Source organism: Azospirillum sp. NS33 (assembly GCF_059703765.1).
Genome location: NZ_BAAKJB010000057.1, coordinates 1 through 24,397 on the forward strand (window position 1 = coordinate 1; position 24,397 = coordinate 24,397).

26 protein-coding genes are annotated in these 24,397 nt (G+C 71.3%); 19 read left to right on the forward strand and 7 right to left on the reverse strand.

Annotated elements, in window-relative coordinates; all coding sequences use genetic code 11:
- Nucleotides 1–273: 273 nt before the first annotated feature.
- Both AC6H2I_RS29335 and AC6H2I_RS29340 read right to left on the reverse strand, forming a co-directional pair.
- On the reverse strand, nucleotides 274–681 hold the full coding sequence (locus AC6H2I_RS29335; protein WP_497504334.1) for a hypothetical protein: 408 nt from the start codon (nucleotides 679–681) through the stop codon (nucleotides 274–276).
- A 29-nt stretch (nucleotides 682–710) separates the two neighbouring features.
- A complete protein-coding gene (locus AC6H2I_RS29340; protein ID WP_497504335.1) occupies nucleotides 711–1,046 on the reverse strand; it encodes a hypothetical protein in 336 nt (111 codons plus the stop codon).
- Between the two features lie 255 nt (nucleotides 1,047–1,301).
- On the opposite strand from AC6H2I_RS29340, the gene AC6H2I_RS29345 reads away from it, so the two are divergent.
- From AC6H2I_RS29345 to AC6H2I_RS29355, 3 genes are all read left to right on the forward strand, one after another.
- Nucleotides 1,302–1,934: a LexA family transcriptional regulator gene (locus AC6H2I_RS29345; RefSeq protein WP_497504336.1), complete on the forward strand. Its 633-nt coding sequence runs from the start codon at nucleotides 1,302–1,304 to the stop codon at nucleotides 1,932–1,934.
- Nucleotides 1,935–2,156: 222 nt separating this feature from the next.
- Nucleotides 2,157–2,390: a hypothetical protein gene (locus AC6H2I_RS29350; RefSeq protein ID WP_497504337.1), complete on the forward strand. Its 234-nt coding sequence runs from the start codon at nucleotides 2,157–2,159 to the stop codon at nucleotides 2,388–2,390.
- Nucleotides 2,391–2,493: 103 nt separating this feature from the next.
- Nucleotides 2,494–3,321: an MBL fold metallo-hydrolase gene (locus tag AC6H2I_RS29355; protein ID WP_497504338.1), complete on the forward strand. Its 828-nt coding sequence runs from the start codon at nucleotides 2,494–2,496 to the stop codon at nucleotides 3,319–3,321.
- A gap of 78 nt (nucleotides 3,322–3,399) precedes the next feature.
- On the opposite strand, the gene AC6H2I_RS29360 is transcribed toward AC6H2I_RS29355, so the two are convergent.
- From AC6H2I_RS29360 to AC6H2I_RS29370, 3 genes are all read right to left on the reverse strand, one after another.
- A complete protein-coding gene (locus AC6H2I_RS29360; protein ID WP_497504339.1) occupies nucleotides 3,400–3,999 on the reverse strand; it encodes an HdeA/HdeB family chaperone in 600 nt (199 codons plus the stop codon).
- A 30-nt stretch (nucleotides 4,000–4,029) separates the two neighbouring features.
- Nucleotides 4,030–5,088, reverse strand: a complete 1,059-nt coding sequence (locus AC6H2I_RS29365) for a tetratricopeptide repeat protein (protein ID WP_497504340.1) — start codon at nucleotides 5,086–5,088, stop codon at nucleotides 4,030–4,032.
- Nucleotides 5,089–5,246: 158 nt separating this feature from the next.
- The gene (locus AC6H2I_RS29370; RefSeq protein WP_497504341.1) at nucleotides 5,247–7,493 is read right to left on the reverse strand and encodes a tetratricopeptide repeat protein; all 2,247 of its coding nucleotides are present in this window, start codon (nucleotides 7,491–7,493) and stop codon (nucleotides 5,247–5,249) included.
- A 321-nt stretch (nucleotides 7,494–7,814) separates the two neighbouring features.
- Between AC6H2I_RS29370 and AC6H2I_RS29375 the strand changes: the two genes are divergently transcribed.
- The 5 genes from AC6H2I_RS29375 (at nucleotide 7,815) to AC6H2I_RS29395 (ending at nucleotide 12,978) form a co-directional block, all read left to right on the forward strand.
- Nucleotides 7,815–8,420 (forward strand): hypothetical protein, encoded by a 606-nt coding sequence (locus tag AC6H2I_RS29375; RefSeq protein WP_497504342.1) that lies wholly within the window; start codon nucleotides 7,815–7,817, stop codon nucleotides 8,418–8,420.
- Nucleotides 8,421–8,636: 216 nt separating this feature from the next.
- A complete protein-coding gene (locus tag AC6H2I_RS29380; protein ID WP_497504344.1) occupies nucleotides 8,637–9,461 on the forward strand; it encodes a hypothetical protein in 825 nt (274 codons plus the stop codon).
- Nucleotides 9,380–10,315, forward strand: coding sequence for a hypothetical protein (locus AC6H2I_RS29385; protein WP_497504345.1), 936 nt, complete (start codon nucleotides 9,380–9,382; stop codon nucleotides 10,313–10,315). Before AC6H2I_RS29380 ends, AC6H2I_RS29385 begins: the two co-directional genes overlap by 82 nt.
- Nucleotides 10,316–10,467: 152 nt before the next feature.
- Nucleotides 10,468–11,553: an ImmA/IrrE family metallo-endopeptidase gene (locus tag AC6H2I_RS29390; protein ID WP_497504346.1), complete on the forward strand. Its 1,086-nt coding sequence runs from the start codon at nucleotides 10,468–10,470 to the stop codon at nucleotides 11,551–11,553.
- A 411-nt stretch (nucleotides 11,554–11,964) separates the two neighbouring features.
- Nucleotides 11,965–12,978 carry an NAD(P)-dependent oxidoreductase gene (locus AC6H2I_RS29395; protein ID WP_497504347.1) on the forward strand — a complete coding sequence of 338 codons (1,014 nt, stop codon included), beginning with the start codon at nucleotides 11,965–11,967 and terminating at the stop codon, nucleotides 12,976–12,978.
- On the opposite strand, the gene AC6H2I_RS29400 is transcribed toward AC6H2I_RS29395, so the two are convergent.
- Nucleotides 12,973–13,311, reverse strand: a complete 339-nt coding sequence (locus tag AC6H2I_RS29400; RefSeq protein WP_149168369.1) for a hypothetical protein — start codon at nucleotides 13,309–13,311, stop codon at nucleotides 12,973–12,975. The two genes, AC6H2I_RS29395 and AC6H2I_RS29400, sit on opposite strands and share 6 nt — an antisense overlap.
- A gap of 263 nt (nucleotides 13,312–13,574) precedes the next feature.
- Here AC6H2I_RS29400 and AC6H2I_RS29405 point away from each other — a divergent pair, with 263 nt between their 5' ends.
- From AC6H2I_RS29405 to AC6H2I_RS29455, 11 genes are all read left to right on the forward strand, one after another.
- Entirely contained in the window at nucleotides 13,575–13,760 is a 186-nt protein-coding gene (locus AC6H2I_RS29405) for a hypothetical protein (RefSeq protein ID WP_497504348.1), read from the forward strand.
- A 676-nt stretch (nucleotides 13,761–14,436) separates the two neighbouring features.
- The gene (locus AC6H2I_RS29410) at nucleotides 14,437–15,252 is read left to right on the forward strand and encodes a phage capsid protein (protein WP_497504349.1); all 816 of its coding nucleotides are present in this window, start codon (nucleotides 14,437–14,439) and stop codon (nucleotides 15,250–15,252) included.
- Nucleotides 15,253–15,359: 107 nt separating this feature from the next.
- Nucleotides 15,360–15,629, forward strand: a complete 270-nt coding sequence (locus tag AC6H2I_RS29415) for a hypothetical protein (RefSeq protein ID WP_497504350.1) — start codon at nucleotides 15,360–15,362, stop codon at nucleotides 15,627–15,629.
- Nucleotides 15,630–15,690: 61 nt separating this feature from the next.
- Nucleotides 15,691–16,260 carry a phage connector family protein gene (locus AC6H2I_RS29420; RefSeq protein WP_497504351.1) on the forward strand — a complete coding sequence of 190 codons (570 nt, stop codon included), beginning with the start codon at nucleotides 15,691–15,693 and terminating at the stop codon, nucleotides 16,258–16,260.
- On the forward strand, nucleotides 16,257–18,158 hold the full coding sequence (locus AC6H2I_RS29425; protein ID WP_497504352.1) for a phage tail protein: 1,902 nt from the start codon (nucleotides 16,257–16,259) through the stop codon (nucleotides 18,156–18,158). The genes AC6H2I_RS29420 and AC6H2I_RS29425 overlap by 4 nt, the downstream gene beginning before the upstream one ends.
- Nucleotides 18,158–18,910 carry a hypothetical protein gene (locus tag AC6H2I_RS29430; RefSeq protein WP_497504353.1) on the forward strand — a complete coding sequence of 251 codons (753 nt, stop codon included), beginning with the start codon at nucleotides 18,158–18,160 and terminating at the stop codon, nucleotides 18,908–18,910. Before AC6H2I_RS29425 ends, AC6H2I_RS29430 begins: the two co-directional genes overlap by 1 nt.
- Nucleotides 18,911–18,922: 12 nt before the next feature.
- On the forward strand, nucleotides 18,923–20,959 hold the full coding sequence (locus AC6H2I_RS29435; RefSeq protein WP_497504354.1) for a glycosyl hydrolase family 28-related protein: 2,037 nt from the start codon (nucleotides 18,923–18,925) through the stop codon (nucleotides 20,957–20,959).
- Entirely contained in the window at nucleotides 20,956–22,464 is a 1,509-nt protein-coding gene (gene terL / locus AC6H2I_RS29440) for a phage terminase large subunit (RefSeq protein ID WP_497504355.1), read from the forward strand. The genes AC6H2I_RS29435 and terL overlap by 4 nt, the downstream gene beginning before the upstream one ends.
- 44 nt (nucleotides 22,465–22,508) lie before the next feature.
- Nucleotides 22,509–22,817, forward strand: coding sequence for a hypothetical protein (locus tag AC6H2I_RS29445; protein WP_497504356.1), 309 nt, complete (start codon nucleotides 22,509–22,511; stop codon nucleotides 22,815–22,817).
- Nucleotides 22,814–23,338, forward strand: a complete 525-nt coding sequence (locus tag AC6H2I_RS29450) for a cell wall hydrolase (RefSeq protein ID WP_497504357.1) — start codon at nucleotides 22,814–22,816, stop codon at nucleotides 23,336–23,338. Before AC6H2I_RS29445 ends, AC6H2I_RS29450 begins: the two co-directional genes overlap by 4 nt.
- Before the next feature lie 5 nt (nucleotides 23,339–23,343).
- The gene (locus AC6H2I_RS29455) at nucleotides 23,344–23,895 is read left to right on the forward strand and encodes a 3TM-type holin (protein WP_497504358.1); all 552 of its coding nucleotides are present in this window, start codon (nucleotides 23,344–23,346) and stop codon (nucleotides 23,893–23,895) included.
- A gap of 42 nt (nucleotides 23,896–23,937) precedes the next feature.
- Here AC6H2I_RS29455 and AC6H2I_RS29460 read toward each other — a convergent pair whose 3' ends face one another.
- Entirely contained in the window at nucleotides 23,938–24,156 is a 219-nt protein-coding gene (locus tag AC6H2I_RS29460; protein WP_497504359.1) for a hypothetical protein, read from the reverse strand.
- Nucleotides 24,157–24,397 lie beyond the last annotated feature (241 nt).

Sequence of the window (24,397 nt, forward strand, 5' to 3'; positions counted from 1 at the left end):
CCCCTCCGGCGCCGCCGCCGGCCCCGCCACCGCCGCCGCCGCCGGTGATGGAGCCGCCGGCCCCGCCGGAGGGGGGGGCGGCGTGCGCGGCACCGGCTCGGGCAGCGGTGGCGGCGCGGGCGCCGGGGCCGGCGGCGGGGTGGGGGGCGAGAAGATGCTGGACATGGACGGACGACCTCCGAAGGGGGCGCGGTGGTGGCGGCCAGGGTGGGGGCGGCCAGGTGGTGGCGATCACGTGGTGGCGATCAGGCGGCAGCGATCAGGCGGGGGCGATCAGGCGGGGGCGGGGGTTCGACCGGCAGCCCCGGCCGGGGCAAGGCGGCGGTAGAGCTGCCAGGGCGTGAGGACCAGCGGGGCGTGCAGCCCGATCACCCGCTTGACCGCCTCCACGCAGGTGAAGGGGGCCCAGGGGGCGGGACGGGTCAGGCCGCGGCGCAGCACCACGGCGACCGGCGTCAGGCCGGCGTCGCGGAACCACGCCGGCAGGTCGAAGCCGGCCCCCACATCGAGCACCGCGACGTCGGTGTAGGGGGCGAGCGGGTCGACCAGCACCCAGTGCCGCCCGTCGTTCAGAACCACGAAGCAGTGGCGGAACCCCGGGCGCAGCAGGCGCAGCCACCACAGCTCCGCCCCGCCGGAGAACACCACCCAGGCCCGTGGCGGCGGCAACCGCGACGGCACGGAGGGCCGTCCGCTCGACACGCGGTGTGTCACAGCACGATCCCCTTCTCACGCAGGGCCGGCGACAGGCAGGCGAAGGCCTCCCGCCACAGCGCGCTGGCGCGCTGCTCGCGCGGGCGCTGCGGATCCGGCGGCATCAGCCGGCGCCCGTAGTGGACGAGCACGCAGAGATGGTCGCGCACCAGCCGCCGCTGGCGGAACAGCCGGTCGACCGCGCGCAGCACGTCACAGGGTTCGCAGGGGCGGGGAACCACCCCCTGGCCGGCCAGAACGCGGGCCCCCTCCGCCTTGGCGTCGTGGGCCTGGACCGACCAGAACCACGCCTCCTCGGCATTGCCGAAGGGAACGCCGTCAGCGACGGACACGGGGCGGGGAACAGCATGCTCACGGGGCATCGGCACTCACCTCGGGATTGCGTTGGCGCCACCCGGCGGTCGACAGACGACGGCCGGCGGCCGGCGCGGGTGACGGTGCGGCGCCCGCGGCGCGCGCGGTGGGCGGCGCGGCGAGCGGCACGGTGGAACCAAGGCCCGGTATGTTCTCTTTTTGTTCCTAAGTCAACCGTTTTCTGCGAATATGTTCCTAGGGACGACGGGGGCGGACTATGGGACAATGGTCCCATGTTGAAGCATTCGGACATTTGGCGGGCGATCGACCGGCTGGCGGCGCAGAACACGCTGTCCGCATCGGGGCTGGCGCGCCGCGCCGGGCTCGACCCGACGACCTTCAACAAGAGCAAGCGCACCACCGGCGACGGCAAGCTGCGGTGGCCGTCGACCGAGAGCATCGCCAAGGTGCTGGACGCCACCGGCGCATCCTTGTCGGAGTTCGTCAGCCTGGTCGGCGACGTTCCCGGCAGCGCGCCGATGCAGCGGGTGCCGGTGATCGGCTACGCCCAAGCCGGCGCCGCCGGTTATTTCGACGACGCGGGCTATCCCGCCGGCGCCGGCTGGGACGAGTTGCTGTTCCCCAGCCTCGGCGACCCCCACGCGTACGCGCTGGAGGTCGCCGGCGACAGCATGGAGCCGGTGTACCGCGACGGCGACACCATCATCGTGTCGCCGGCGGCGCAGATCCGTCGCGGTGACCGGGTGGTCGCCCGCACACGGGGCGGCGAGGTGATGGCCAAGCAACTGGTGCGCGAGACGGCGACCCGGGTGGAGCTGATCTCCATCAACCGGGCCCATCCCGACCGGGTGATCCCGCGCGCCGATCTCGCCTGGATGGCGCGCATCATCTGGGCCAGCCAGTAGGGACCGACCGGAGTCCTCAAAAGGAATATTTTCCTTGAAGCCGCCGCCGCGCTGCGGCACTCTGGCTCCATGCCCCGGCCCGTCTCACCACCCGTCCCACCGGCCATCCCACCGGCCATCCCGCCAGCCCACCGACCAAGCGCCCCGCTGCCGGCTCCGCCGCCGGGCACGGGCCCGGACGACGACCTCGATCGTCGCTACGACTGCGGACCGCCGCCGCCCGTGCGGCGCGTGCTGCGGCTCGGCCGCTTCCAGGCGGCGGCCCTCGACCGGGCCGCCCGGCAGGGCCACCACAGCGGCCTCGCCGCCCAGGCGCGGTGCGGCGCAGCGGTGCGGCGCGCCCGGCTGGCGGCCGCGGACGCGGCCGGCGACCCCTGGCTGGACCGCCTCGTCCGTGCGCTCCGCCACCACCGGTGCGCCGCGCTCGGACTCCCGGCGCCGCCCGGAGCCGCGTGATCGCCGCCGTTGCGCGCGCCGCCGGGGCCTTGCCGCGGCGCCACACGCCCCATGTTACTTGACGCCGGCCCGCCCGGAATCCTGCCAACAGCGGAGGCGTCCCATGCCCGGAACCCGCGCCGCCGACCTCGCCACCCGCGCCCGCCGCGCCGCGACGGTGGCGGTCTTGCTGTTCGCCGCCGTCGTCCCCCGCGTGGCGGCGGCCGACTGCCTGCCCATCGCCGGGTTGCCCGGGATGGTCACGCCGGTGTCGCTGCGCACCGCCGCCACCGACCTGCCGGCTTCGGGGACGGTGCGCCTGACGTTCCTCGGCCACGCCAGCTTCTTCCTGGAGACGGCGGGCGGGGCGAGCGCGGTGACCGATTACAACGACCGCTTCCCGCCGCCGACCACACCCAGCGTGGCGACCATGAACAACGCGCACGGCACCCACTACACGGTGTTGCCCGACCCCACGATTCCCCATGTCCTGAAGGGCTGGGAGACCGGCGGCATGGCCGAGCACGACGTGATGGTGAAGGATCTGCGGGTGCGCAACGTTCCGACCAACGTGCGCGACATCGGTGGCACCCGCGTCGCCGGGAACTCCATCTTCGTGTTCGAGGCGGCCGGGCTGTGCATCGCCCATGTCGGCCACCTGCACCACGACCTGACCGACGTGCACCTGGGCGAACTGGGGCTGATCGACGTGCTGATGGTGCCGGTCGACGGCTCGTTCACGGCCAGCCAGGAGACGATCCGCCGGGTCATCGACCAGATCCGCCCGGCGGTGGTGGTGCCGATGCACTGGTTCAGCGAGCAGCGGCTGGGCCGGTTCCTGGCGATGATGGAGACCGACCACACGGTGGTGATGCGCGACACGCCGACGGAGGTGTTCTCCCGGGTGACCCTGCCGCGGCGCACCGTCCTGGTGCTGCCCGGCGGCCATTGATCCCAGCGCCGCCCGCTTCTCGGGCGGCCATCGCGATCCCAGAGCCGCCCGCTGCGGGCGCGGGCGGGCGCCGGCGGCTCAGCGGTACTTGCCGGCCATCACGCGGATCAGGTTCTTGCGCTGGTACTTGCTTCCGGAACAGGCGTCGACGAAGCCGTCGGCCATCTTCTCGTGGTCCTTGACGGCGAAGTGGGTTTCGCCGATGGCGCCGGCGTGCCAGCCGTCGTTCCAGCGGACGACCGCCACCGCGGCCGGCCGGTCCTGCTCGGACAGGTCGATGAACTGGTAGCACTTGAGGAAGGCCATGTCGAAGCCGCCCTCCGCAGGGTCATCCTCGTCGTCGGGGGAGGCCACCGCCAGCAGCGCCTGATCCGGCGCGCCGTCGCAGGCCTGGCGCCAGCGCTCCAGCCGCGCCGCGCCGCCGCCGGGGGCGTACGCGGTCATCCCGGCCTTGCCGCTCAACCAGCCACCGAGCCACACACCCACGGCGCCGTAGGCTTTGGCGTCGGTGTCGGCCAGCGCCGCGAAGTCGCGGCAGGTCATCGCCGCGACGTCCAGGGCCGCCGCCCCGCCGTCATCGTCGGCGGCGGCCGCCGGCGCCGTCGCCAGCCCGGCCACCAGCGCCAGGCCGGTCGCCAGCGCCAAGCCGGTCGCCAGCGTCAGGACAAGATGCTTCATCGCGCCCTCCCCGCCCCCGCCTGGCGGCGGTCAGTTCATCAGCTGGTCGACGCTGTCCTGGAACTCGACCCGCCGCGGCTCCAGCTTCAGGGCCAGCTCGTACATCTTGCGCGCCTCGCTCCGGTCGCCCTTGGCGGCGTAGAGTTTGCCGTAGCTGTGGTAGGCGTCGGGGAAATCGGGATTGGCGTCGAGCGCCAGCTGGTACTTGGTGGCGGCCTCGTCGGGGCGCTCCAGGGCCATCAGCGCGTCACCCCACAGGGTGTAGGCGTGTGGCGTGCGCTTGTTGACGCCGGCGTCCATCACCAGCACCTCCTTGAACTTGGCGATCGCCTGCTCGTACTCCCCTTTGGCCATGTACACCCGGCCGAGGTTGTGCACCGACAGGACGAAGTCCGGCTTCATGGCCAGGGCCCGGTTGAACTCTTCGACGGCGTTGTCGAACTTGCCCTGCTTGAGCTGCACCAGGCCCCACAGGTTGTGCACCCAATGAAGGTCGCTGGCGGGCAGCGAATGCACGCAGTTCTTGAGCTCGTCGATGGTCCGGGTGAAGTCGGTCTCGCCCTTGGCGACCGTGGTTTCGTAATAGTAGGAGGCGATGATGTACGGGTCGATGAAGCGCGTCGCGTCGATCGCCGCCTGCTTCATCAGCGTTTCGGGATCGCTGCCGGACACCGCGGAGTGGAACGACTTGCCGGACTTGTGGCTCAGCCCGTGCAGGGTGAGCTTGAGACCGTCCTTGCCCTTCACCATGTTGCCGGTGAAGCTGAACTCCACGAGGCCGACCAGTTCCTGGGCGGCGACGATCGGCGTCAGGAAGTCGTAGTAGCGACCCAGCGCCTGGATCGGCGTCTCCTCGTCCGGAAGGTTGAACTCGCGCATCTCGCGGGCGGTCTTCGCCTCGCGCTTGATGGTCTTGACCTCCTGGGCGATGCGCGACGACACCACCTTCGGCGTGAACCCTTGATATTCCAACGACGCCGGAACCTCGACGTCGTGGAACAGGACGGAATCCACGTCGAAGAACACGGCATACCCGAACAGCGCGGACAGCGCGATGACCGGCAGCGACACCAAGCCGAAGTCGAACATTCCCCCGCCTCCCCAAAAGGGCCAACCCCAAGGAGTCGCTAACACAGCAACCGGGGTTCCGGAAACGGAAATCGCTGCGGCCCGTGCGGTTGGCACAGCCCTCCATCCCAGCCGTACGGGGGAGCTCCACCGGAAGGCGGACGCCCGGCGGTGCCCGCTCAGCCGGGCCGGCCGGCGAGCCAATCCGCAAGGGCGCTCACCGGGGCCCGGTCGCCATAGAGCCGCGGCAGGCCGGCTGTCTGGCGGGCGACGACGTGGCGGCGCAGCGCGGCGTCGCGTCCGAGCGCCACCGCGCGCTCGACGTAACCGTCGACCGTCGCGGCGACGCCGTCACCGCCGGCGCCGATCCGCTCCAGCACGGCGGCGGCGAGGCGGCCGCGCATGAAGCGGCCCGCCTGGGTCACCACCGGAATCCCGGCCTCCACCGCCTGCACCGCGGTGTTGAAGCCGGAGAAGCCCAGGCTGTCGAGATAGACGTCGGCGGCGCGCAGCAGCCCGAGATAGCGGTCGTGCGGCAGGGGATCGACGATGCGCACGTGATCCCCTGCGGCGAGGCCGGCGGCGGCGAAGGCACGGTCGAGACGGGCGCGCAGCGTGGCGGTGACGGGGGCGTGGCTGTGCCGCACGAAGAGGAACTGCGCCGAGGGGACGGCGGTGGCGATCGCCGGGAAGACCCCGTCGTGGTCGGGCTGGTACTTGAACAGGCTCTGCACGCACAGGTACAGCACGGCGCCGGCGGGCACCCCGAGGGCGCCGCGGTCGACCGCCGCCGGCGCGACCGCCGCCGGCAGGAGGTGGACGCCGAGGTTCGGCAGGCGCACCAGGCGTTCGCTGTAGTGGGCCGCGCCGTTCTCCGGCTCCAGCAGGTCGCCCGACAGGTAGGCGTCGACCGTCGGCAGGCCGGTGGTGACGGGGTGGCCCCAGGACGCCGCCTGGACCGGGGCGAGCCGCTGCGCCGCGAGCTGGAGGCTCGCCGCGTCCATCCCGACCTCCGGGTAGATCACCACGTCGGGGCGCTCCGCGGCGATCGCCTCGGCCCACGCCTCCCACGGCCGCGCGCCCTGGTGCAGCCGTTCCAGATGCCGGGCGGCGACGACGGTCTGCCCATCGCCCCCGCCCCCGCCCCCGCCGGTGGCGAAGCCGACCAGGGCGACACGGTCGGCATCGAGCTGCGTCAGCCATCCCTTGAGAATGGCCCGCCACACCGAGTGGTCGCGGAAATGGGCGCCGACCACCGCCACCCGCAGCCGGCCGCGCCGCAGCGCCGGCCCCGCCGCCGCTTCCGCGGCGACTCCGCCGTGCCCCCGGGACCGGGGTCCTCCGGCCGCCGCCATCAGGGCGTGCACCAGGACACCGTACCGGGCCTGCAGGGGCCGCACGTCCACGTCGTGGTAGGCCAGCAGGAACGGGCGGTGCGCGCCCACCGTGTGCGCGGCCGCCGCGCGCGCGGCCACGGGCGCCGCCGGCCCGAAATCCGCCAGCAGATCGTCCAGGCCGCGGGCGTAGGAGTCGCGGCGGGCGGCGGCGTCGGCGGCGTCGTCGTAGGCGTAGCGCAGCGCGCTCATCACCCGGCCGATACGGCAGGCGGGATCGGCGGGCGCGCCGCGGAACAGCGCCTCCGCGGCGTCGAAGCGCCCGCGGCCCATGATGAGGGTCGCCAACGCGTAGAGCAGCCGCGGGGCGCCGGGGTGCAGCCGCAGCGCCCGCCGCAACCACGCCTCGGCGGCGTCGGGATGGCCGCCGTCCGCCTGCTCCAGCGCCAACCCGTGCAGCGCCTCGACCTCCGACGGGGCCAGCGCCAGTGCGGCGGCGTACGCGGCCGCCGCGGCGCGCCGTCCCCCGGTGGCCGCCGCGGCCTGGGCCAGGGCCATCCGCACCGCCGCCGCGGTCGGCGCCAGGACGACGGCGGCGCGGGCCGCGGTCGCCGCGCGCGCCGCGGCACCGCCCTCGCGCAGCAGGTTCGCCAGGTTGTTGAGGGCCATGACCTGGCCCGGGTCGAGCGCCAGCGCGCGGGTGTAGGCCAGAACCGCCGCCTCGGGGCGGCCCAGCCCGCGCTCCAGCCAGCCCAGGCGCGCCTGCGCCGCGGCGTCCTCCGGGCTCAGCCGCACCAGGGCGCGCTGCACCGCGCGCGCCGCCGCGTCCCGCCGCCCCGTCGCCTCCTGCAGCCGGGCCAGCGCGGCATAGCTGTCGGCGCGGCCGGGAGCGCTGGCGACGGCGCGGCGCAGCAGCGACGCGCCGGCCTCCGGGCGCCCGGTCTGCGCCGCCAGCAGGCCATGGTAGTGGAGCGCGACGGAATGGTCGGGAGCCACCGCGAGGATGCGCGCGTAGAGCGTCTCCGCCTCCGCCAGGCGCCCCGCCACGTGATGGTCCACGGCCACCGCCAGCGCCTCGTCCACCGTCGCCATCGCCACCCCTCACCGGCCCCGCGCTCGGCCGCCAGCATAGACACCGGTGGCCGCCCGCGCCAATCGCCAGGGCGGTGGCGGCGGGCGCCGGCGGCGATCCTCGGGGCCGGGCGCATACAAGAATATGTGGCAACACCCCTTGGCGGCGCCATCACACCGGATTCCCATGCCGCGTCCTGCAATAAATTGGGGAAACGGCCAAGGCGGGCTGTTATCATAGGAGGTGCGGCGGGCGCCGGGAGGTCCGTTCCCCTTTGTGGCCGTTCCCCTCGGGGCCGCCCTTCGTTCGCCCGCCCCTCTTTTGCCCCGGGGAGACACCGGATGACGCAGCGCGACGACCACGAGGACCGCCGGACGACCGGCGAGGGCGCTTCGGACGGGGTGCGGCCGGTGTTCTCGCGGCGGCGGACGCCGTTCCAGGCGGCGGCGGCGGCGGTTCCCCTGGGCTGCGCCCCGCCGGCCGTCGTGGCCGCAACCCCGTTGGCGACGGTCCTCGACGCCATCCTCTGCCTCGACCTCTACGCCGCGGCGTCGCCGCGGCCCCACCTGCTGGCCGTGCGCGACGGGCTGGCCCGGCTGCAGGCCGCGGTCGAGGCGGCCGCGCCCAGGCCCGACGCCGACCCGGCGGCGATCGGCGGCGCGGCGGCGGCGTTGGGGGAGCGGCTGGCCGGCCTCCCCGGCGACGCGGGATGCCCCTGGGCACCGGCGCTGTCCATCGCCCGCTGTGCCGCTGCCGCCGTGGCACCGGTGGCGGCGGCCGATCCCTTCGGCGCGGCGGTGGCGGCCTTCGAGGCCGCGGCACCGGCCCTGCTGCCGCCGACGCCGACGCGGCCGATGGTGCACGCCGCCGCCGCCGCCGCCGACCTCAGCGAGGACCAGGTGCGGCGCGCCTACGCCGCCATGGCCGCGGCGTTCATGGGCCGCTAGGATGTTTGGTCCGCCACGCCTGTTTCCTGGGCGCGTCCGACCCGTCCAAGGCCCTGCGCACGACCTTGAAGGCAGAGATCGACGCCGAAGCCTGAGCGGCCCTGAACAGCGACACCAGCCGTCCCTTCGACAAGCCGTCGTCCGGCCGCATCGCGGTAAAGGTCATCAACCACCTCGGCGACGAGGTGATGAAAGTGTTCTCGGTGGAGTGAGGCGATGGACGACCGGAGGGACAACGACGGGGAGGACGCCGAGGGTGCGCCGGGCGGCCTCTATGGCGTTCGTCCCGCCGGACGGGAGGGCTGGTTCCTGCGCGACCATCGCGGCGACAGTGCGGCGTTGGTCGCCGTGCTCGCCGCCGAGGACATGGTGGCCGAAGTGGTGGAGATCGCGCCGTTCCTGCGGCGCGGACGCGATGACTTGCCGGACTTCATCCTCGACGAGATGGCGATGCATTTCGGGTGGAGTTTCGACCCTGGCATCGACGGCTGGCGGGCGCCGGGCGAGGCGCTGTCGCCCTTCCCCGGCACGCCCCTGCCCGTTGACCGGATCGACGTGCGTTATGTGATTCCCACCGGCTTCCTGATGCCGATCACCATCGCGGCGGGCGGGCAGAGCGTCACCTTCGACATAACCAATACCTTCGATCCGATCCCGGACATCACGCCCTGGTTGGAGCGCGTGCTGGACGGTGAGCATCCCCGGCTGATCATCGACCGTGAGGGCGACTACACCGAACTGCATGTCCTGCCCGCCGAACAGGGTGTCCGCCTCGTGGTGGCGCTGCTGGAGGAGGAGTGGAGCACCCCGATTGACGTACGCCTTCCCCGTTTGGCGCTGGTCGCCGGTTTCTACTGCCCCCTGGTCGCGATGTGGGAAAGCGATGCGCTGATGACGGAAGGGTGGCGGCGCTGGCACTTCGATCTGGCCGTCGGCGCCAGCGGGCTGACGGCGGCCGATTGCGTCCCTTATTCCGTCCGCTCGGCCCGTATCGACGCGGCGCTTGCCGATCACCCCGACAGCCTTGGGGAAACGCCCTGACCAAGCCACGCAACAGAGGCAAGCTCGACCTGCCCGAGCAGGAGGGAACGGTCCGGCTTTTTGCCGCACGCATCGTCGACCGGGACGGATGGCTTCTGGAGGAAAGTACCCGGGACGCGGACGGCTTCCAGGAGGCGCTGGCGCAACGCGGCATGGCGATTGCCGAACTGGTCGAGCTTTATGACTATGTGGTTCGCACCAGGCCGGGCGAATCATTCGTGCCAAACCAATGTTTCCACAACTCGGCCTATCGCCGGGGCTGGGGGCGGGACGCGGCGGCGGATTGCTGGCACGCCTCCCATGAACTCGACAGGCGCTTTCCCGGTCCGACCGTCGCTGTGGACCGACTGGACGTGACCTATGCGCTGCCCGAGGTCGGCTGGATCGACACCACGATCCAGGCCGGGGAGCGCGTCATCGAGTTCGCGATGAGCGAGGTCTATGACCCTGGTCCCGCCCTTCTCGATTGGCTGGAGCGGCTGGCCGAAGGCCGCTTCGGCCGTCTCTTCATGGATGTCGAGGGGTGGTATGTGGATTTCGACGGCTTCGCCGAGGGCGACCGTGTCCGCTTCGTGGTGGAGGAGGGGGATTACGGCCGGTCGATGACGCTGGACATCGGCATCGACCGCATCGCCTTGCTGGCGGGCCTCTATTGCCCCCTGGTGGCGCTGTGGGAGAGCGACGCGTTTGCCCGCGCTTACAAGCATTGGAACTTCGCCTCGGCCGAGCGCGATGCCTGGGATGCCGCCTGGGAACACCTGACGGATGAAGACGACCCCGTGCGCCTCACCCCCACGCCGATTCGCTCCCCCCGCATCGACGCCGTGCTGCGGGCGGCGGGATGGGAGTGGTGAAGCGACCGGCAGGAAACGCCATATCCGGTTCCATGGCGGCAAAAGGCTGCGAGGACCAAACCAAAAGGGGTGAAAGGCGCAGGCGAAATGTCTTATTTTGATGGTCTGCGGTTATCCGTGAGTTTGAACAGGATGCTTGGACAGGCAAGGCCATGACCGAGGCGTTCATCAGTCCCGACGTGCTGCGGTGGGCGAGGAAGCGGGCGTCCGCTTCCACGGACGCACTCGCCTTGGCGCTGAAGACCGACATCGCCAAGGTGACCGCGTGGGAGGAGGGGGCGGCGCGTCCCACCTTCCGGCAGGCCGAAAGGATCGCCGCCTTCTTCCACATTCCCTTCGGCTATCTCTTCCTGCCGAAGCCGCCGCAAGAGCAACCTCCCATTCCCGACCTGCGCAGGCAGGACGGCGCGCCCCGCGACGGGTTCAGCCCGGACGCGATGGACCTGTTGCGCGACGTGATGTTCCAGCACGATTGGTATCGCGATTTCCTGCGCGACCATGGCGCCGAGCCTCGGTCCTTCGTCGGCCGGTACGACCTGCGGACGCCGGTCGAAACCGTGACGGCGGACATCCGGGCGGTGATTGGCCTCACTGCCGATCAGCCGGTCAACGGCAGTTGGGAACAGCATCTCACCTCCCTGTTCGAACGGTGCGAGGAGGCAGGCATCTGGGTGATGCGCAGCGGTTATGTCGGCTCCAACACCCATCGCACCCTGAGCGTCTCGGAGTTCCGGGGCTTCGCCATCGCCGACAGGATCGCTCCGCTGATCTTCATCAACGGCCGCGACGCGAAAGCCGCCCAGTTCTTCACGGTTGCCCACGAACTGGCGCATCTCTGGCTTGGCGCCAGCGGTGTGTCCGACCCGTTCTCGATCCGCGACGATCAGGGCCGCGACGATCAGGGCCGCGACGATCAGGGATCGGTGGATGTCGAGCGCCGTTGCAACGCCATTGCCGCCGAGGTGCTGGTGCCGCGCGTCCAGTTCCTCGCCGCATGGACCGACCGGCTCGGTCTGGAGCGCAACGCCGAACTGCTGGCCTACCGCTTCAAAGTCAGCCGGGTGGTGATTGCCCGGCGGGCTCTCGATTTCGGAAAGATCGGCCGGGACGAGTATGGCGCGTTCTTCGACCAGGAACGGCAGGCGTGGCAAATCGAAGCGCGGTCGGAACGCGAATCGGGCGGCGGTGACTTCTACCGCGTCTCCCGCGTCAGGAATGGAAAGCGTCGCCGGTACTAGATTAAATGAATTGGCTTAGAAGCTGGATTTTTCGGGATTGCCATCTTCTCGTCCCGATTGCAAGGGTTAGCAGGGCAGAAAAGCCAGTCGCCGGAAACGGCGGCAGGCAAATCGAGCTTGTCCCGCTGGACAATCAAGGCGGTGTCGACAAAATATGGCTCGTTGAAAGTTCTTTTTCGGAACGGTGGTGGATCACATTGAGGTTGCCGCTGATAAGTGGCTCTGCGACGTAGCGAAATAGGTTTCATGGACGACGGGGTGATCGGCCGTGAGGTCCACTTGATTTCTGTGTTCGTACACACTAAGCGAAGATATGCAATTTAGCCAGATCTGGTCGCAGTCTACGACTACAACGTACGCTCGGTCTTGAATGGTAGGACCCGCCATCTAGGATTGTCCTAGGTAACTCATGTGGAGGTTAAAATCTTGATTGTTGCTTTAGTGGGATCGTCCTCCTTTGATCGATTCTTCAATCCAGCCCATGACGAGTTGCAACGGCGCGGCCATAGTGTGGCGCGGTACTTAACGCGAAACGATCTGCTTGCCGCAGTTGACGCGCTGCAGTGTTTGGAAATCCTTGGCGCGTCCTCAAGCTTTACAGCCGACCGGGAGTTGTTTGCCAAGATGCCGCGTTTGCGCGCATTGGTTTCCCCGTTCACAGGGGTCGAAGGGTTCGATGTTTCGGCCGCGACAGCAAACGGCATACTCGTGGCGAATGGCCAAATTACGGAAAACTCCGTCAGCATGGCCGAGGCCGCAGTTCTCTTCACACTGGCTTCGCTCTATGACCTTCATGGCACTGAGCGCTACCTTCGCGAAAACCTGCCGCGTCCCTCGCAGGTCCGTGCGCGGATGCTCATGGGAAAGAAAGTTGGCCTGATAGGCTTTGGCAAAATTGGACAGGCTATCGCGGAACGGCTGTCTGCATGGGGTGTGAGGCTCGTCGCCTCGGTGCGCACGACGCGACCGATGCCCGCATATGTCGCCGCGCAGAGCCTCGATGAGGTGCTCGCGACAAGCGATGTCGTTATCATGGCGGCTTCGCTCAATCCTGAATCACGAGGAATGCTGGATCTTGACGCGTTGCGCCGGATGAAACCGGACGTGGTGTTTGTCAACATCACGCGGGGCGGCATCGTCCCCGACGATACGCTCGCCGCGCTCGCCGCAGAGCGACCTGCTATGCGCATCGCCCTCGATGTGTTCGACCCAGAGCCGCTGAAAGAGAATAGTCCGCTGCGCGACCTTCCAAACGCCATCCTTACCCCACACATGGTAGGACATACGGTAGAGTCTCAGATGCGCCTGCCGGAGGCATTCTGCGAGAACCTTCTAGCGGTGGCAGAGTGGCGGGTGCCTGAATACGTTGTCAATCCGTCTGTGATCGAAACGTGGCTGAGAAAACAGGACAGCGCACAGCTATAGTTGCGACGTAAGCGGTGTGAGCGCACCCTTCACCGATTCCCCGGGATCACCGCATGGATCTGTTGCGGCGGGCCTTGAAGTGTTCGCGAAGGTCGAGGATTGCCTTGGCCAGGGCTGGTAGTCGGCCTCGATGATAGGCGTTGTGCCGATCAGAAGAGGGTGCAAGGCCTGGAACGTGGTGTGTTCAGGCTTGTCCGGGTTGGTCATGCTCTTCCAGGCGCGCGGTGCCAGCCAGGTTGCCATGAGGAAGCCGAAGGACCAGAAGATCGGGTCCAAGCCTCCGGCATGGTGGGGCGGCAGTTGCGGCTGGTAGAGATAGGGAAATTGCGCCATCGTTTCCGACAGGTGGTCCCGGACCAGGAGCTTGAACCGATCCTCGAGGCGGACATTATTCCGTGGGCACCGTCAAATTGGCGGCGGCGGGATTGCCGGTGGCGGTCGGGCTGGGTACGGTAGGGGCATGACGACGCGTTCCTATCCCCGTTTTCCGGCTACCGCTACCCCGCCGAGGTCATCATGAGGTGGTCCCCATCCGCCGGACAGTTGGCTAAGCTTGGTTCGCCCAGCAGGAAGGACGAACCCGATGACGGGGTGAGGTGGTCCCCTCGCAGGAGCGCATCGCCGTCGTTGCCGACGCTGCCGATCTCGAGGATGTCTACGACACCGAACGGCACCTGTTGTCCGTCGCTTGCAGGCGCGCCCGCGACGACCTGCTGGTCACCGGAGTCGATCCGGCGTCAGAGTTCCTGATGGACATGGGGATGACGACGGCCGGTAGGTAGGGTGCCCATCGGCATGCGGGCCGTGGCACGTTCGGCCCTGATGTGCCACGACGTGTGCCATGGCCGGGGACGTAGGCAAAAAAACTGCCGCCAAGCCGGGGGGCCTGACGGCGAGTTGAACAGGGAGGCTTCACGTCTGGGAGACGCGGGGTCCGAAGACCCTGACCCGGGCGGACCCGGGCCGAAGGGTGTTGCGTCGCAACAGCCAACGCCGAAGAATTGTGCACGGCCTGCCGTCTTTTCCATCGACGCGTCGATGACTCTACCATGCGCCCGGCGCATGGCTGCGACGGCATTGAAAACATGAGGGAAATCCGGTCACCGCCCAGAGCCACCCCGAACGCGCCAGCGCGGCGGCGGGAACCGGAGGCAGGGCCGGTGTCTGCGGGATCAGTCCGCAAAAGGGAAAATAATCCTTGCATCGATAGGAATATGATCGTATAACGGTCCTCGTCAACGCCCGCGGTGCGCGTTCCCTCCACCGCCGGGCGGCGACGCTCTCGATCCTCCCTCTGCCGATCCTGGAAGGACCGGCCGGTCAACCGCGAGGCCCGGCCGGTCCTTTCTTTTGCGCACCTCCACGGCCGTCCGCACGCCCCCGCGCGCGGTCGAGAACCGCCCGGCGGACAGCGCCCCGACGGCAGCATCGGCCCCTGTCCAGAAGGAGCGTTTTCCCATGGCCACGTCGGTCTCCCAGGCCTTCGTCAAGCAGTTCGAGCGCGAGGTCCACGAATCCTACCAGCGCATGGGTTCCAAGCTGCGCAACACCGTCCGCACCAAGAACAACGTCCAGGGCGCCTCGACCATCTTCCAGAAGGTCGGCAAGGGCACCGCGTCGACCAAGGCCCGCCACGGCGCGGTCCCGGTGATGAACCTCGACCACACCCCGGTGGAGTGCCTGCTCGGCGACTTCTACGCCGGCGACTGGGTCGACCGGCTCGACGAGCTGAAGACCAACATCGACGAGCGCCAGATCATCGCCAACGCCGGCGCCTACGCGCTGGGCCGCAAGACGGACGATCTGCTGATCGCCGCCCTGGACCAGTCCGCGAGCTTCGCTGGCGACGCCGGCGACGGCCTGACCAAGGCCAAGGTGCTGACGGCGTTCGAGATGATGGGCGAGGCCGACGTCCCCGACGACGGCCAGCGCCACGCCGTGGTCGGCTGGAAGCAGTGGAGCCAGCTGCTCGGCATCGACGAGTTCGCCAACGCCGAGTACGTCGGCGCCGAGGAGCTGCCGTGGCGGGGCACCCAGGCCAAGCGCTGGCTCGGCACCCTGTGGATCCCCCACTCCGGCCTCACCCTCGCGGGGAGTGCGCGGCTCTGCCACTGGTACCACAAGACCGCGGTCGGCCACGCCGCCGGCGCCGACGTCAAGACCGACATCACCTGGCACGGCGACCGCGCCGCCCATTTCGTCAACAACGTGATGAGCCAGGGCGCCTGCCTCATCGACGCCACCGGAGTCGTCACCCTGCGCTGCCTGGAATAGGCATCGCACCGCAGGGCTGACCGACGGCGGGCGCCCCCGCCGCGCCGCGCCCCCGCCGGGCGCGGCGCGGTGGGCGCCCACAGGCGAACCTTTCCGGAGACTTCCCCATGGCCTACGCGTCCCAGGACCTCAGCGTCCTCGCCTACGCCAACGGCTTCACGCTGTGGCACTACACCACCACCGATCCGGCCGGCGACGTCGACACCGCCGGCTATTTCACGCCGGCCGCCGACATGCTGCGGGTCGGCGACATGATCCTGGCCAACACCGACACCGGTGGCCCCGCCCCGGCCGGCGGTGTCTTCCTGGTCACCGCCACGAGCGGCACGGTGGACGTCGCCAACATGACGCCGTTCGGGGCGTCCGACACCGACTGACCCCGCCCCCCTCTCCCGCGCCGCGGGAGGGGGCCCTCCCGTGCGATCGAGGACACCTGCCATGGCACTCACCGCCATCGGGCTGTGCAGCCGCGCGCTCATCAAGATCGGCGCCACCCCCATCGCCGCGTTCGACGGGGGCGGGGCCGAGGCCGAGGTGGCGGGCGCCCTGTACGCGCCGACCCGCGATGCCCTGCTCTCGTCCCACCCCTGGAGCTTCGCCACCCGCCAGGCCGCGCTGCCCCGCCTGGCCGAGGCGCCGCTGGCCGACCACGCCCACGCGTTCCAGCTGCCCGCCGATTTCCTGCGCGCCCTGTCCGCCGGGGCGGGGCGGGGCCGCGGCCTGGACTACCGCATCCATGGCCGCACCTTGCGGGCCGACGCCGAGGCGGTGGTGCTGACCTATCTGGGCCGTGCGGCCGAGGAGGATTTCCCGCCCTTCTTCGACCTCGCCCTGATCGCCCGGCTGGCGGCGGAGTTCTGCATCCCGATCACCGAGAACACCAGCCGGACCGACGCCCTGCATCGCCTGGCCGAGGCCGAGTTCCGCCGCGCCCGGCTGGCCGACGGCCAGCAGGACGGCCAGGAGCGGTTCGAGGGCTTCACCCTGGTGGAGGCCCGGACCGCATGACCCGCACCCGCCTGGTCAAGACCAACTTCACCGCCGGCGAGATCTCGCGCCGCCTGCTCGGCCGCGGCGACCTGCGCGCCTACGAGAACGGTGCGCTGGCCCTGCGCAACGTCTTCATCCATCCGACGGGCGGGGTGTCGCGGCGGTCCGGCCTCGCCTTCGTCGACACCGCCCGCGGTCCGGGCCGCCTGGCCGCGTTCGAGTTCAACACCGAGCAGGTGTATCTGCTGGTCTTCACGGCGGGGGTCGTCGACGTGCTGCATGACGACACGGTGGTGGCCACGGTCGACGCGCCGTGGACCGCCGCCCAGCTCGACCGCATCGCCTGGACCCAGAGCGCCGACACCTTGCTGCTCTGCCACCCCGACGTCCCGCCCCGCACGCTGACCCGGGATTCGGCGGCCCAGTGGACCCTCGCCCCCTGGGCCTATGTGGTGGAGGAGGAGGCCGTGCGCATGCCCTTCTACCGCTTCGCCGCGGCCGACGTCACGCTGACCTCCGGCGCCGCGTCCGGGTCGGTCACGGTCAGCGCGTCGGCCCCGGTGTTCGACCCGCTGCACGAGGGCACCCGGCTGCGCGTCCGCGGCCGTCAACTCCTGGTGACCGGCGTCGCCTCCGCCACCGAGGTGCAGGCCACCGTCCAGGGCGAGGCGCTGGCGGACACCGGCGCGACCACCCTGTGGGACGAGCAGGCCTTCTCGCCGCTGCGCGGCTGGCCGGTGTCGGCGGCGTTCCACCAGGACCGCCTGGTGATCGGCGGCTCCCGCGACCTGCCGAACCGGCTGTGGCTGTCGCGCTCGGCCGATCTGTGGAACTTCGACCTGGGCACCGGCAAGGACGACGAGGCCATCGAGTTCGGCATCCTGTCCGACCAGGTGAACGCCGTGCGCGCCGTGTTCTCCGGCCGGCACCTCCAGGTCTTCACCTCGGGCGCCGAGTACATGGTGACCGGCAGCCCGCTCACCCCGGCCAACATCCAGGTCAACCGCCAGACCCGCGTCGGCTCGCCGGTGGCGCGCACGCTGGCGCCGCGCGACGTCGACGGGGCCACCCTGTTCGTGTCGCGCAACGGCCGCGAGGTGCGGGAGTTCCTCTACACCGACGCGGAGCAGGCCTACCAGTCCACCGACCTGGCGCTGGTCGCCCGCCACCTCGTGCGCGAGCCCCGCGACCAGGACTTCGACAAGAGCCGGCGCCTGCTGTTCGTGGTCATGGGCGACGGTTCCCTGGCCGCCCTGACCGTGTACCGGACCGAGCAGGTCACCGCCTGGACCGGGCTGGCCACCGACGGCGCCGTGCGCTCCGTCGCGGTGGTCGGCGACACGGTGTACCTGCTGGTGGAGCGGGGCGGCGGCTGGTCGGTGGAGCGGTTCGACGACGGCCTCAACCTGGACGCCGCCCTGGTCGGCGAGAGCGACGAGCCGGTCGCCACCTGGTCCGGCCTGGAGCACCTGGAGGGGCGCACCGTCGGCGTCCTGGCCGACGGCGCGGTGCGCGCCGACGCCCCGGTGCTGCTGGGCCGGATCACCCTCGACCCGCCGGCCCGCCGGGTCGAGGCCGGGTTGCCCTTCACCCACACGGTCGAGCCCCTGCCGCCCTCGCCGCTGGGCCCGGGCGGCGGCGGCGACCGCGTGCGCCTGGTGGAGGTGGCCTTCCGCCTGGAGAGCACCGCGGCGCTGCGCGTCGACCTCGGCCGCGGCCCCCAGGACCTGACGCTGCACCGCTTCGGCCCGGACACCGTGGCCGACCGCCCACCCACCCCGGTGTCCGGCGACCGCCGCCTGCGCGCGCTGGGCTGGCGCCGCGACATCGACTCACCGCTGTGGCGGATCGAGCAGGACGCACCGCTGCCGTTCACGCTGCTGTCGGTGACCATGGAACTGAAGGTGAACGACTGATGGCCCAGATCTCCCCCCTCCTCACCGCCGCCCTGCCCGTCGCCGGCTCCGTGTGGAGCGGCAGCCAGCAGGCCCGCCAGTCCCAGGCCGAGCTGGACTACCGGCGCCAGCAGGCCGCCCTGCAGCAACAGCAGGAGGCCGCCCGGCTGGCCTACGAGCAGCAGGCCCTGGAGCGCCAGTACGAGGAGCAGCGCCGGGCCCGCGAGGAGGAGGCGCGCCTGCGCGCCGAGGAGCAGGCGCGCACCCAGGCCTACCAGCAGGACCTGCTGATGCAGGAGACCGAGCTGGAACGCCGCGCCGAGGAGCGCCGCGCCGCCGACGAGGCGGCCGCCCGCCAGCGCGAGATGGCTTGGCTGTCGCAGTCCCAGACCCAGGCGTACGACCAACTGCGCGCCCGCCACGGAACCCAGGAGGCGGAGGAGGCGGCCAGCGCGCAAAGCCGGACCGCCGCCCTGGCCGAGCAGGCCAAGGCGGACGAGCGGCGCCGGCGCGACGCCTTGCGGCGCGCCATGGGCCGGACGCGGGCCTCCCTGGGCGCCGGCGGCGTCAGCGCCGCCGACGGCTCGGGCGAGGCGATCCTGCTCGGCCTGGTCGCCGACACCGACGCCGAGCGCGGCGAGGCCCGGCGGGCCGACACCCTGAACCGGCAGGCGATCCAGCAGGAGCTGGACAACACCCGGCGCCGCAACCTGCTGGAACAGGCGCAGCTCGCCGAACGCCAGCGCCTGGACGTCCTCAGCCGCTATTTCTGACCCGGGACCGCCATGACGACGACCGAGTTCCTGCAGGTGCCGCGCGGCACGCCCCGTGTGCAGTACGTGGCCGACGGTGTCCAGACCGCCTTCGTCTACCCCTTCCCCATCTTCGCCTCCGAGGACCTCGAGGTGTTCGTCGGCGCGGCGCCCCAGGACACCGGCTTCACGGTGGCCGGCGCCGGGGCCACCGCCGGCGGCACGGTGAGCTTCGCCGCCGCGCCCCCCGCCGGCGCGGCGGTGACCCTGCGCCGGCGCGTTCCCATCGAGCGGATGACCGACTTCCTCGACAGCGGCCCGCTGCCGGCCCGCGCACTGAACCGCGAGTTCGACCTGCTGACCGCGGCGCTCCAGCAGGTCGCCGGCGATCAGGAGCGGATGCTGCGCTACGCCGACACCGACCTGCCCGCCTCGCCCCTGTTGCCCGACCGCGCCAACCGCGCGGGCCGCCTGCTGGCCTTCGATTCCACCGGCAACCCGACCGTACGCGTGCCGGTGGACGAGGAGGCGCTCAGCACCTACCTGCCGCCGGGGACCGGCGCCGTCGCCCGGCCGATCCGCGAGAAGCTGAGCGACGCGGTGTCGGTGCGCGATTTCGGGGCGGTCGGCGACGGCGCCGTCGACGACACCCTGGCGCTGCAGGCGGCGCTGGGCGCGGCGGCCTCGGTGTTCGTCCCTCCCGGGACGTACAGGCTGACCAACACGCTGACCCTGGGCCATGGCCAGAGCCTGGCGGGGGCCGGCCAGTCGTCGATCCTCAAGGGCACCAATGGCGCAGCCGACCTGGTCCACGTCACCGACGGCTACGCCACGCTGCGCGACCTGCGGCTGGAGGGCGGGCTGGCCGGTGTCCGGCTGTTCGGCCGCGACGGCCCGTGCGTCAACAACGCGCTGCTCGACCTGACCGTCTGGGATGCCGCGTACGGGCTGGTGCTGGACGGCTACGCCACGCCCGACCGGCCATGCTACTGGAACAACGTGGCGCGCGTCCTGGTCGCCCGCCCGGCGGTCCACGGGGTGTGGCTGACCCGCAGCGGCGCGGGCGACACCGCCAACGCCAACCGCTTCCACTGGGTGCGGGTCTATTCGCTGTCCGCGCCGATCACCGGCTGCGGCTTCTTCGTCGAGCACGGGCGCTTCAACAACGCCTTCGTCGATTGCGAGGCGAACCTGTCGACCGGGGCGGAGGCCTGCTTCCGGGTCGGCGCCGACACCGACAAGACGCTGATCGTCGACCTCTACTGCGAGACGCTGGGCGCCGTGCCCAACGTGGTGCTGGACGCCGGCTCGGTGGAGACGGCGATCGTCAACCTGTTCTCCGCCAGCGCCGGGCCGGCCATCCAGGACCTGTCCGGCGGTCGCTACACCGCCGTCAACGCCGGTTTCCCGGAGAAGAACCGGCTGGCCACCACCCGCGTCAGCGAGCTGGTGGTCGAGGCGCTGCGCTACGACACGGCCTATCTGGAGCCGACCGACGGCGGGCTGGTGGCGCTCGACGGCACCACCTCGCTCTGCCTGGTCAGCGCCTATGGCGGCGCCGTCGAGGCGCGCCTGCCCGCCGCCGGCGACGCCAACGGCCTGGCCGTCACCGTCAAGAAGACCGACGCCTCGGCCAACCCGGTGACCGTCACCGAGGCCGGCGGTCCCGGCCCCGATGGCCGGGCCTGGCCGCTGGCCAGCCGCTACGACCTGGTGACGGTGGTGTCCAACGGCGCGGCGTGGTGGGTGATCGCCGGCAACACCCTGCCGGCCAACGCCCATTACCACGACCAGCCCGGCGTGTTCGAGCCGGCGATGACCCACGCCCTCTACCTGGTGAGCGCCTTCAGCGGCGCGGTCGAGGTCCGCCTGCCGCCGCCCGGCGCGGCGCGGGCGGTGGGGCGTGCCTTCACCGTCAAGAAGGCGGACCAGTCCGGGAACCCGGTCACCCTGACCCGCGCCGACGGCGGCGGACCCGATGGCGAGGCGATCGGGCTGGCCGCCTACGGCCACGGTGTGACCGTGCAGTCCAACGGCGCGGGCTGGCACATCCTGGGGCGCAACCCGTGACGGATCCGCGCGACGATCCCCCCGGCTTCGCCGCCTTCGTGGCCGCCTGGAACGCCGCCCAGGACCAGCCCACGCCCCGCCACCACGCCACCATCGTCGGGTGGCTGGCGCGCCGTCTCGACGCCGGCAGCCGCAAGCTGCTGCTGATGGCCTTCCGCGGCGCCGGCAAGTCCACCCTGGTCGGCCTGCTCGCCGCGTGGCTGCTGCGCGCCGACCCCAACCGCCGCCTGCTGGTGCTGGCCGCCGACCTGGCGCTCGCCACCAAGATGGTGCGCAACACCAAGCGGATCGTCGAGCAACACCCCGACACCGCCGGGCTCAAGCCGGCCCGGCGGGACCAATGGGCGGCCGACCAGTTCACGGTGGCACGCCCGCGCGAGCTGCGCGACCCCTCGATGCTGGCCCGCGGCATCGACGGCAACATCACCGGCAGCCGCGCCGACCTGGTGATCTGCGACGACGTGGAAGTGCCGCGCACCTGCGACAGCGCGCCCAAGCGGCTCGACCTGCGCGAGAAGCTGGCGGAGATCGACTGCGTGCTGGTGCCCGGCGGCACCCGCCTGTTCATCGGCACGCCGCACAGCTACTACTCGATCTACGCCGCAGCGGCGCGGCCCGAGGCCGGCGAGGCCCGGCCGTTCCTGGACGGCTACGAGCGCCTGCTGCTGCCGGTGCGCGACGCCGGCGGGGCGCCGGCCTGGCCGGAGGTGTTCACCCCCGCCCGGATCGCCGAGCTGGAGGCCGCCCAGGGCCCGGTGCGGTTCGCCAGCCAGTACCTGCTGGTGCCCACCGCCGCGGCGGCCGGCCATCTCGATCCCGACCGGCTGCGCCCCTACGACGGCGAGCCGGTCTGCTTCGAGCGCGGCGGGCGCGCCACGCTGACCTTGAACGGGGTGCCGCTGGTCTCGGCGACGGCGTGGTGGGACCCCGCCTTCGCACGGCCGGCGGACGGCCGCGCGCGCGGCGACCGCAGCGTGGTGGCCGCGGTCTTCAGCGGCGCCGACAACAACCTCTACCTGCACCGCACCCTGTACATCCGCGTCGACCCCGACGACCCGACGGAGGAGGCGGTGCAGCAATGCCGCGCCGTCGCCGGCCTGCTCGACGCCCTCAACCTGCCGGGCGTCCATGTCGAGACCAACGGCATCGGCGCCTTCCTGCCCGGCCTGCTGCGGGCCGAGCTGCGGCGCAGCGGGATCGCCGCCGCGGTGGTGCCCCAGACCTCGACCACCGCCAAGGCCCGGCGCATCCTGGAAGCCTTCGACGCCCGCCTCGCCGCCGGCCGCCTCCACGCCCACCGCAGCGTCTGGGAGACCCCCTTCGTGCAGGAGCTGCGGGAGTGGAGGCCCGACGGCGGGCGCAGCCACGACGACGGCCTCGACGCCGTCGCCGGCTGCCTCAACGCCGAACCCATGCGCTTCGACCGCCCCGCCACCGCCGCCGTCACCCGCCCCGTCTGGCAGGGCCACGGCCCGGTGGTGGCGTCCAGCGAGTGGGACGTCTGAGGCCGGCCGACCCTTTTCGCGTTCCGACGACGGGAGACCCCGAAATGAACGAACCCCTGGACGTGGTCTGGTGGATCACGGCCGTCGAACTGCCGGCGCTGGCCGGCCTGTTCTGGATGATCGCGCGGTTGCGCCGCGACGCCGAGGAGGCCATGGACGCCCTGCGCGCCCGGGTCGAAGCGGCCCAGGCCCAGGTCCGCGAGAGCCTCGCGGCCTACAAGCTGGAGGTCGCCAAGACCTACGTGTCCGTCGCCACCTTGAAGGACGTGGAGCGACGCCTGACCGACCACCTCCTGCGCATCGAGCACAAGCTGGAGCGCGGCGGTGCGTTCGCCGAGGGAGGCGGGCGATGAACCGCCGCCTGGTCCCCGTGCCCGGCGCCAGCCCCCCGGTTCCGCCGTCGCCCACGACGCCCTTGGCGCCGGCGGCGCCCTTGACGCCCCCGGCACCGGGGGGGCCGGTCGCCGACGCCGTCGACACCCTGGCCCGCACCCTGTGGGGCGAGGCCCGGGGCGAGCCGGTGCGCGGCATCGAGGCGGTGGCCGCGGTGGTCGTCAACCGGGTGCGGACGGCGGAGCGGCATGGCGGCTTCTGGTGGGGCAACGACGTCATCGCCGCGTGCCGCAAGCCCTGGCAGTTCTCGTGCTGGAACGCCGGCGACCCGAACCGGCCCAAGCTTCTCGCCGTGAGCGCGCAGGACCCGGTGTTCGCCACCTGCCTTCGCGTGGCGCGCCGCGCCGTGGCCGGCCTGCTCGCCGATCCCACCGGGGGGGCGACCCACTACCACCGCGCCGGGCTCACCCCGTCGTGGACCGCCGGCCACGCGCCGTGCGCCGAGATCGGCCACCACCTCTTCTACAACAGTGTGGAGTGACGCGGATGCTACCCGCCCTGCTCGCCCAGATCGGGCTGCCGTTCCTCACCCGGGTGCTGTCCGACGGGCTCGGCGCCCTCGATCATCCGGCCGCCCGCGCCGCCTCCGGCGCCCTCAAGGAGGTGCGCGCCGCCATCGATGGCGGCACCATCCCGCCGGAGGCCCTGGCCGAGGCCAATCGCCACATCGAGCGTCTGGCCGAGATGGAGTCCGCCGAGGCGCAGACGGCGCTGCGCGAGGTCAACGCCAGCCTGCGCGCGGAGGTCGCCTCCGACGACGCCTACGTCCGCCGCATGCGACCGACCTTCGGCTACGTCATGGCTCTGACCTGGTGCGCCCAGATGGGGGCGGTGGCCTGGGCCATCGTCGACCAGCCGGCCCAGGCCGGCGCGGTGATCGAGGCCATGGCATCGCTCGGCACCATCTGGACCGTCGGCCTCAGCGTGCTGGGGATCTATGTGTACAAGCGCTCCGAGGAGAAGCGCGCCGCCGGCGCGACGCCGGCCGCCGGCGGGCCGCTCACCGCGCTGGTGAGGCGGCTGGCCGGCCGCGGGTGATGACGGCCCCGGGTGACGCGGCCCCGGGTGACTCCGCCGCCGTCACGCCGCCTCGTTGACCATCGCCTGGTAGATGCGCCAGGCGGTCTCCACCGTCACGCCGCCGGCGCGCGAGCCGGCGGCCAGCATCATGGCGGAGGGCTTCATCGGCACGGGGGTGTGGCCGGGATCGGACATCGTGCCGGCAAGGTCGAAACCGCAGTCGCGGGAGGCGGCCGTGGTCCGCGGATCGTCGAGCATCGTCGCAGTCATGGCGTTCATCGTCTGCTCCTCCTGGTCTGTGCCCTGGAAGGAAGCAAGGCGGGTGCCAGCCGGCATAACGCTGTATGCAATCGTGGAATCATATAAAAACCAGTGGCTTGCGAATTCGCGCACCATGAATCGACGGATTCGTTCGCACCGGCTTTCTGCAAAATGCGCATGGCGGTGCGCGACGCCCGTCGCAAATTGCAAAACGCGACAGAAAGACCACAAGCGACCTGCGGCCTTTGCGCGCTGGCCG

Coding starts and splice junctions, on each gene's coding strand:
- AC6H2I_RS29345 (WP_497504336.1), top strand. CDS start 1,302: ATGTTGAAGCATTCGGACATTTGGCGGGCGATCGACCGGCTGGCGGCG.
- AC6H2I_RS29355 (WP_497504338.1), top strand. CDS start 2,494: ATGCCCGGAACCCGCGCCGCCGACCTCGCCACCCGCGCCCGCCGCGCC.
- AC6H2I_RS29460 (WP_497504359.1), bottom strand. CDS start 24,156: ATGAACGCCATGACTGCGACGATGCTCGACGATCCGCGGACCACGGCC.
- AC6H2I_RS29425 (WP_497504352.1), top strand. CDS start 16,257: ATGACCCGCACCCGCCTGGTCAAGACCAACTTCACCGCCGGCGAGATC.
- AC6H2I_RS29420 (WP_497504351.1), top strand. CDS start 15,691: ATGGCACTCACCGCCATCGGGCTGTGCAGCCGCGCGCTCATCAAGATC.
- AC6H2I_RS29410 (WP_497504349.1), top strand. CDS start 14,437: ATGGCCACGTCGGTCTCCCAGGCCTTCGTCAAGCAGTTCGAGCGCGAG.
- AC6H2I_RS29380 (WP_497504344.1), top strand. CDS start 8,637: ATGGACGACCGGAGGGACAACGACGGGGAGGACGCCGAGGGTGCGCCG.
- AC6H2I_RS29445 (WP_497504356.1), top strand. CDS start 22,509: ATGAACGAACCCCTGGACGTGGTCTGGTGGATCACGGCCGTCGAACTG.
- AC6H2I_RS29455 (WP_497504358.1), top strand. CDS start 23,344: ATGCTACCCGCCCTGCTCGCCCAGATCGGGCTGCCGTTCCTCACCCGG.
- AC6H2I_RS29435 (WP_497504354.1), top strand. CDS start 18,923: ATGACGACGACCGAGTTCCTGCAGGTGCCGCGCGGCACGCCCCGTGTG.
- AC6H2I_RS29375 (WP_497504342.1), top strand. CDS start 7,815: ATGACGCAGCGCGACGACCACGAGGACCGCCGGACGACCGGCGAGGGC.
- AC6H2I_RS29370 (WP_497504341.1), bottom strand. CDS start 7,493: ATGGCGACGGTGGACGAGGCGCTGGCGGTGGCCGTGGACCATCACGTG.
- AC6H2I_RS29450 (WP_497504357.1), top strand. CDS start 22,814: ATGAACCGCCGCCTGGTCCCCGTGCCCGGCGCCAGCCCCCCGGTTCCG.
- AC6H2I_RS29365 (WP_497504340.1), bottom strand. CDS start 5,088: ATGTTCGACTTCGGCTTGGTGTCGCTGCCGGTCATCGCGCTGTCCGCG.
- AC6H2I_RS29430 (WP_497504353.1), top strand. CDS start 18,158: ATGGCCCAGATCTCCCCCCTCCTCACCGCCGCCCTGCCCGTCGCCGGC.
- AC6H2I_RS29390 (WP_497504346.1), top strand. CDS start 10,468: ATGACCGAGGCGTTCATCAGTCCCGACGTGCTGCGGTGGGCGAGGAAG.
- AC6H2I_RS29360 (WP_497504339.1), bottom strand. CDS start 3,999: ATGAAGCATCTTGTCCTGACGCTGGCGACCGGCTTGGCGCTGGCGACC.
- AC6H2I_RS29400 (WP_149168369.1), bottom strand. CDS start 13,311: ATGGCGCAATTTCCCTATCTCTACCAGCCGCAACTGCCGCCCCACCAT.
- AC6H2I_RS29415 (WP_497504350.1), top strand. CDS start 15,360: ATGGCCTACGCGTCCCAGGACCTCAGCGTCCTCGCCTACGCCAACGGC.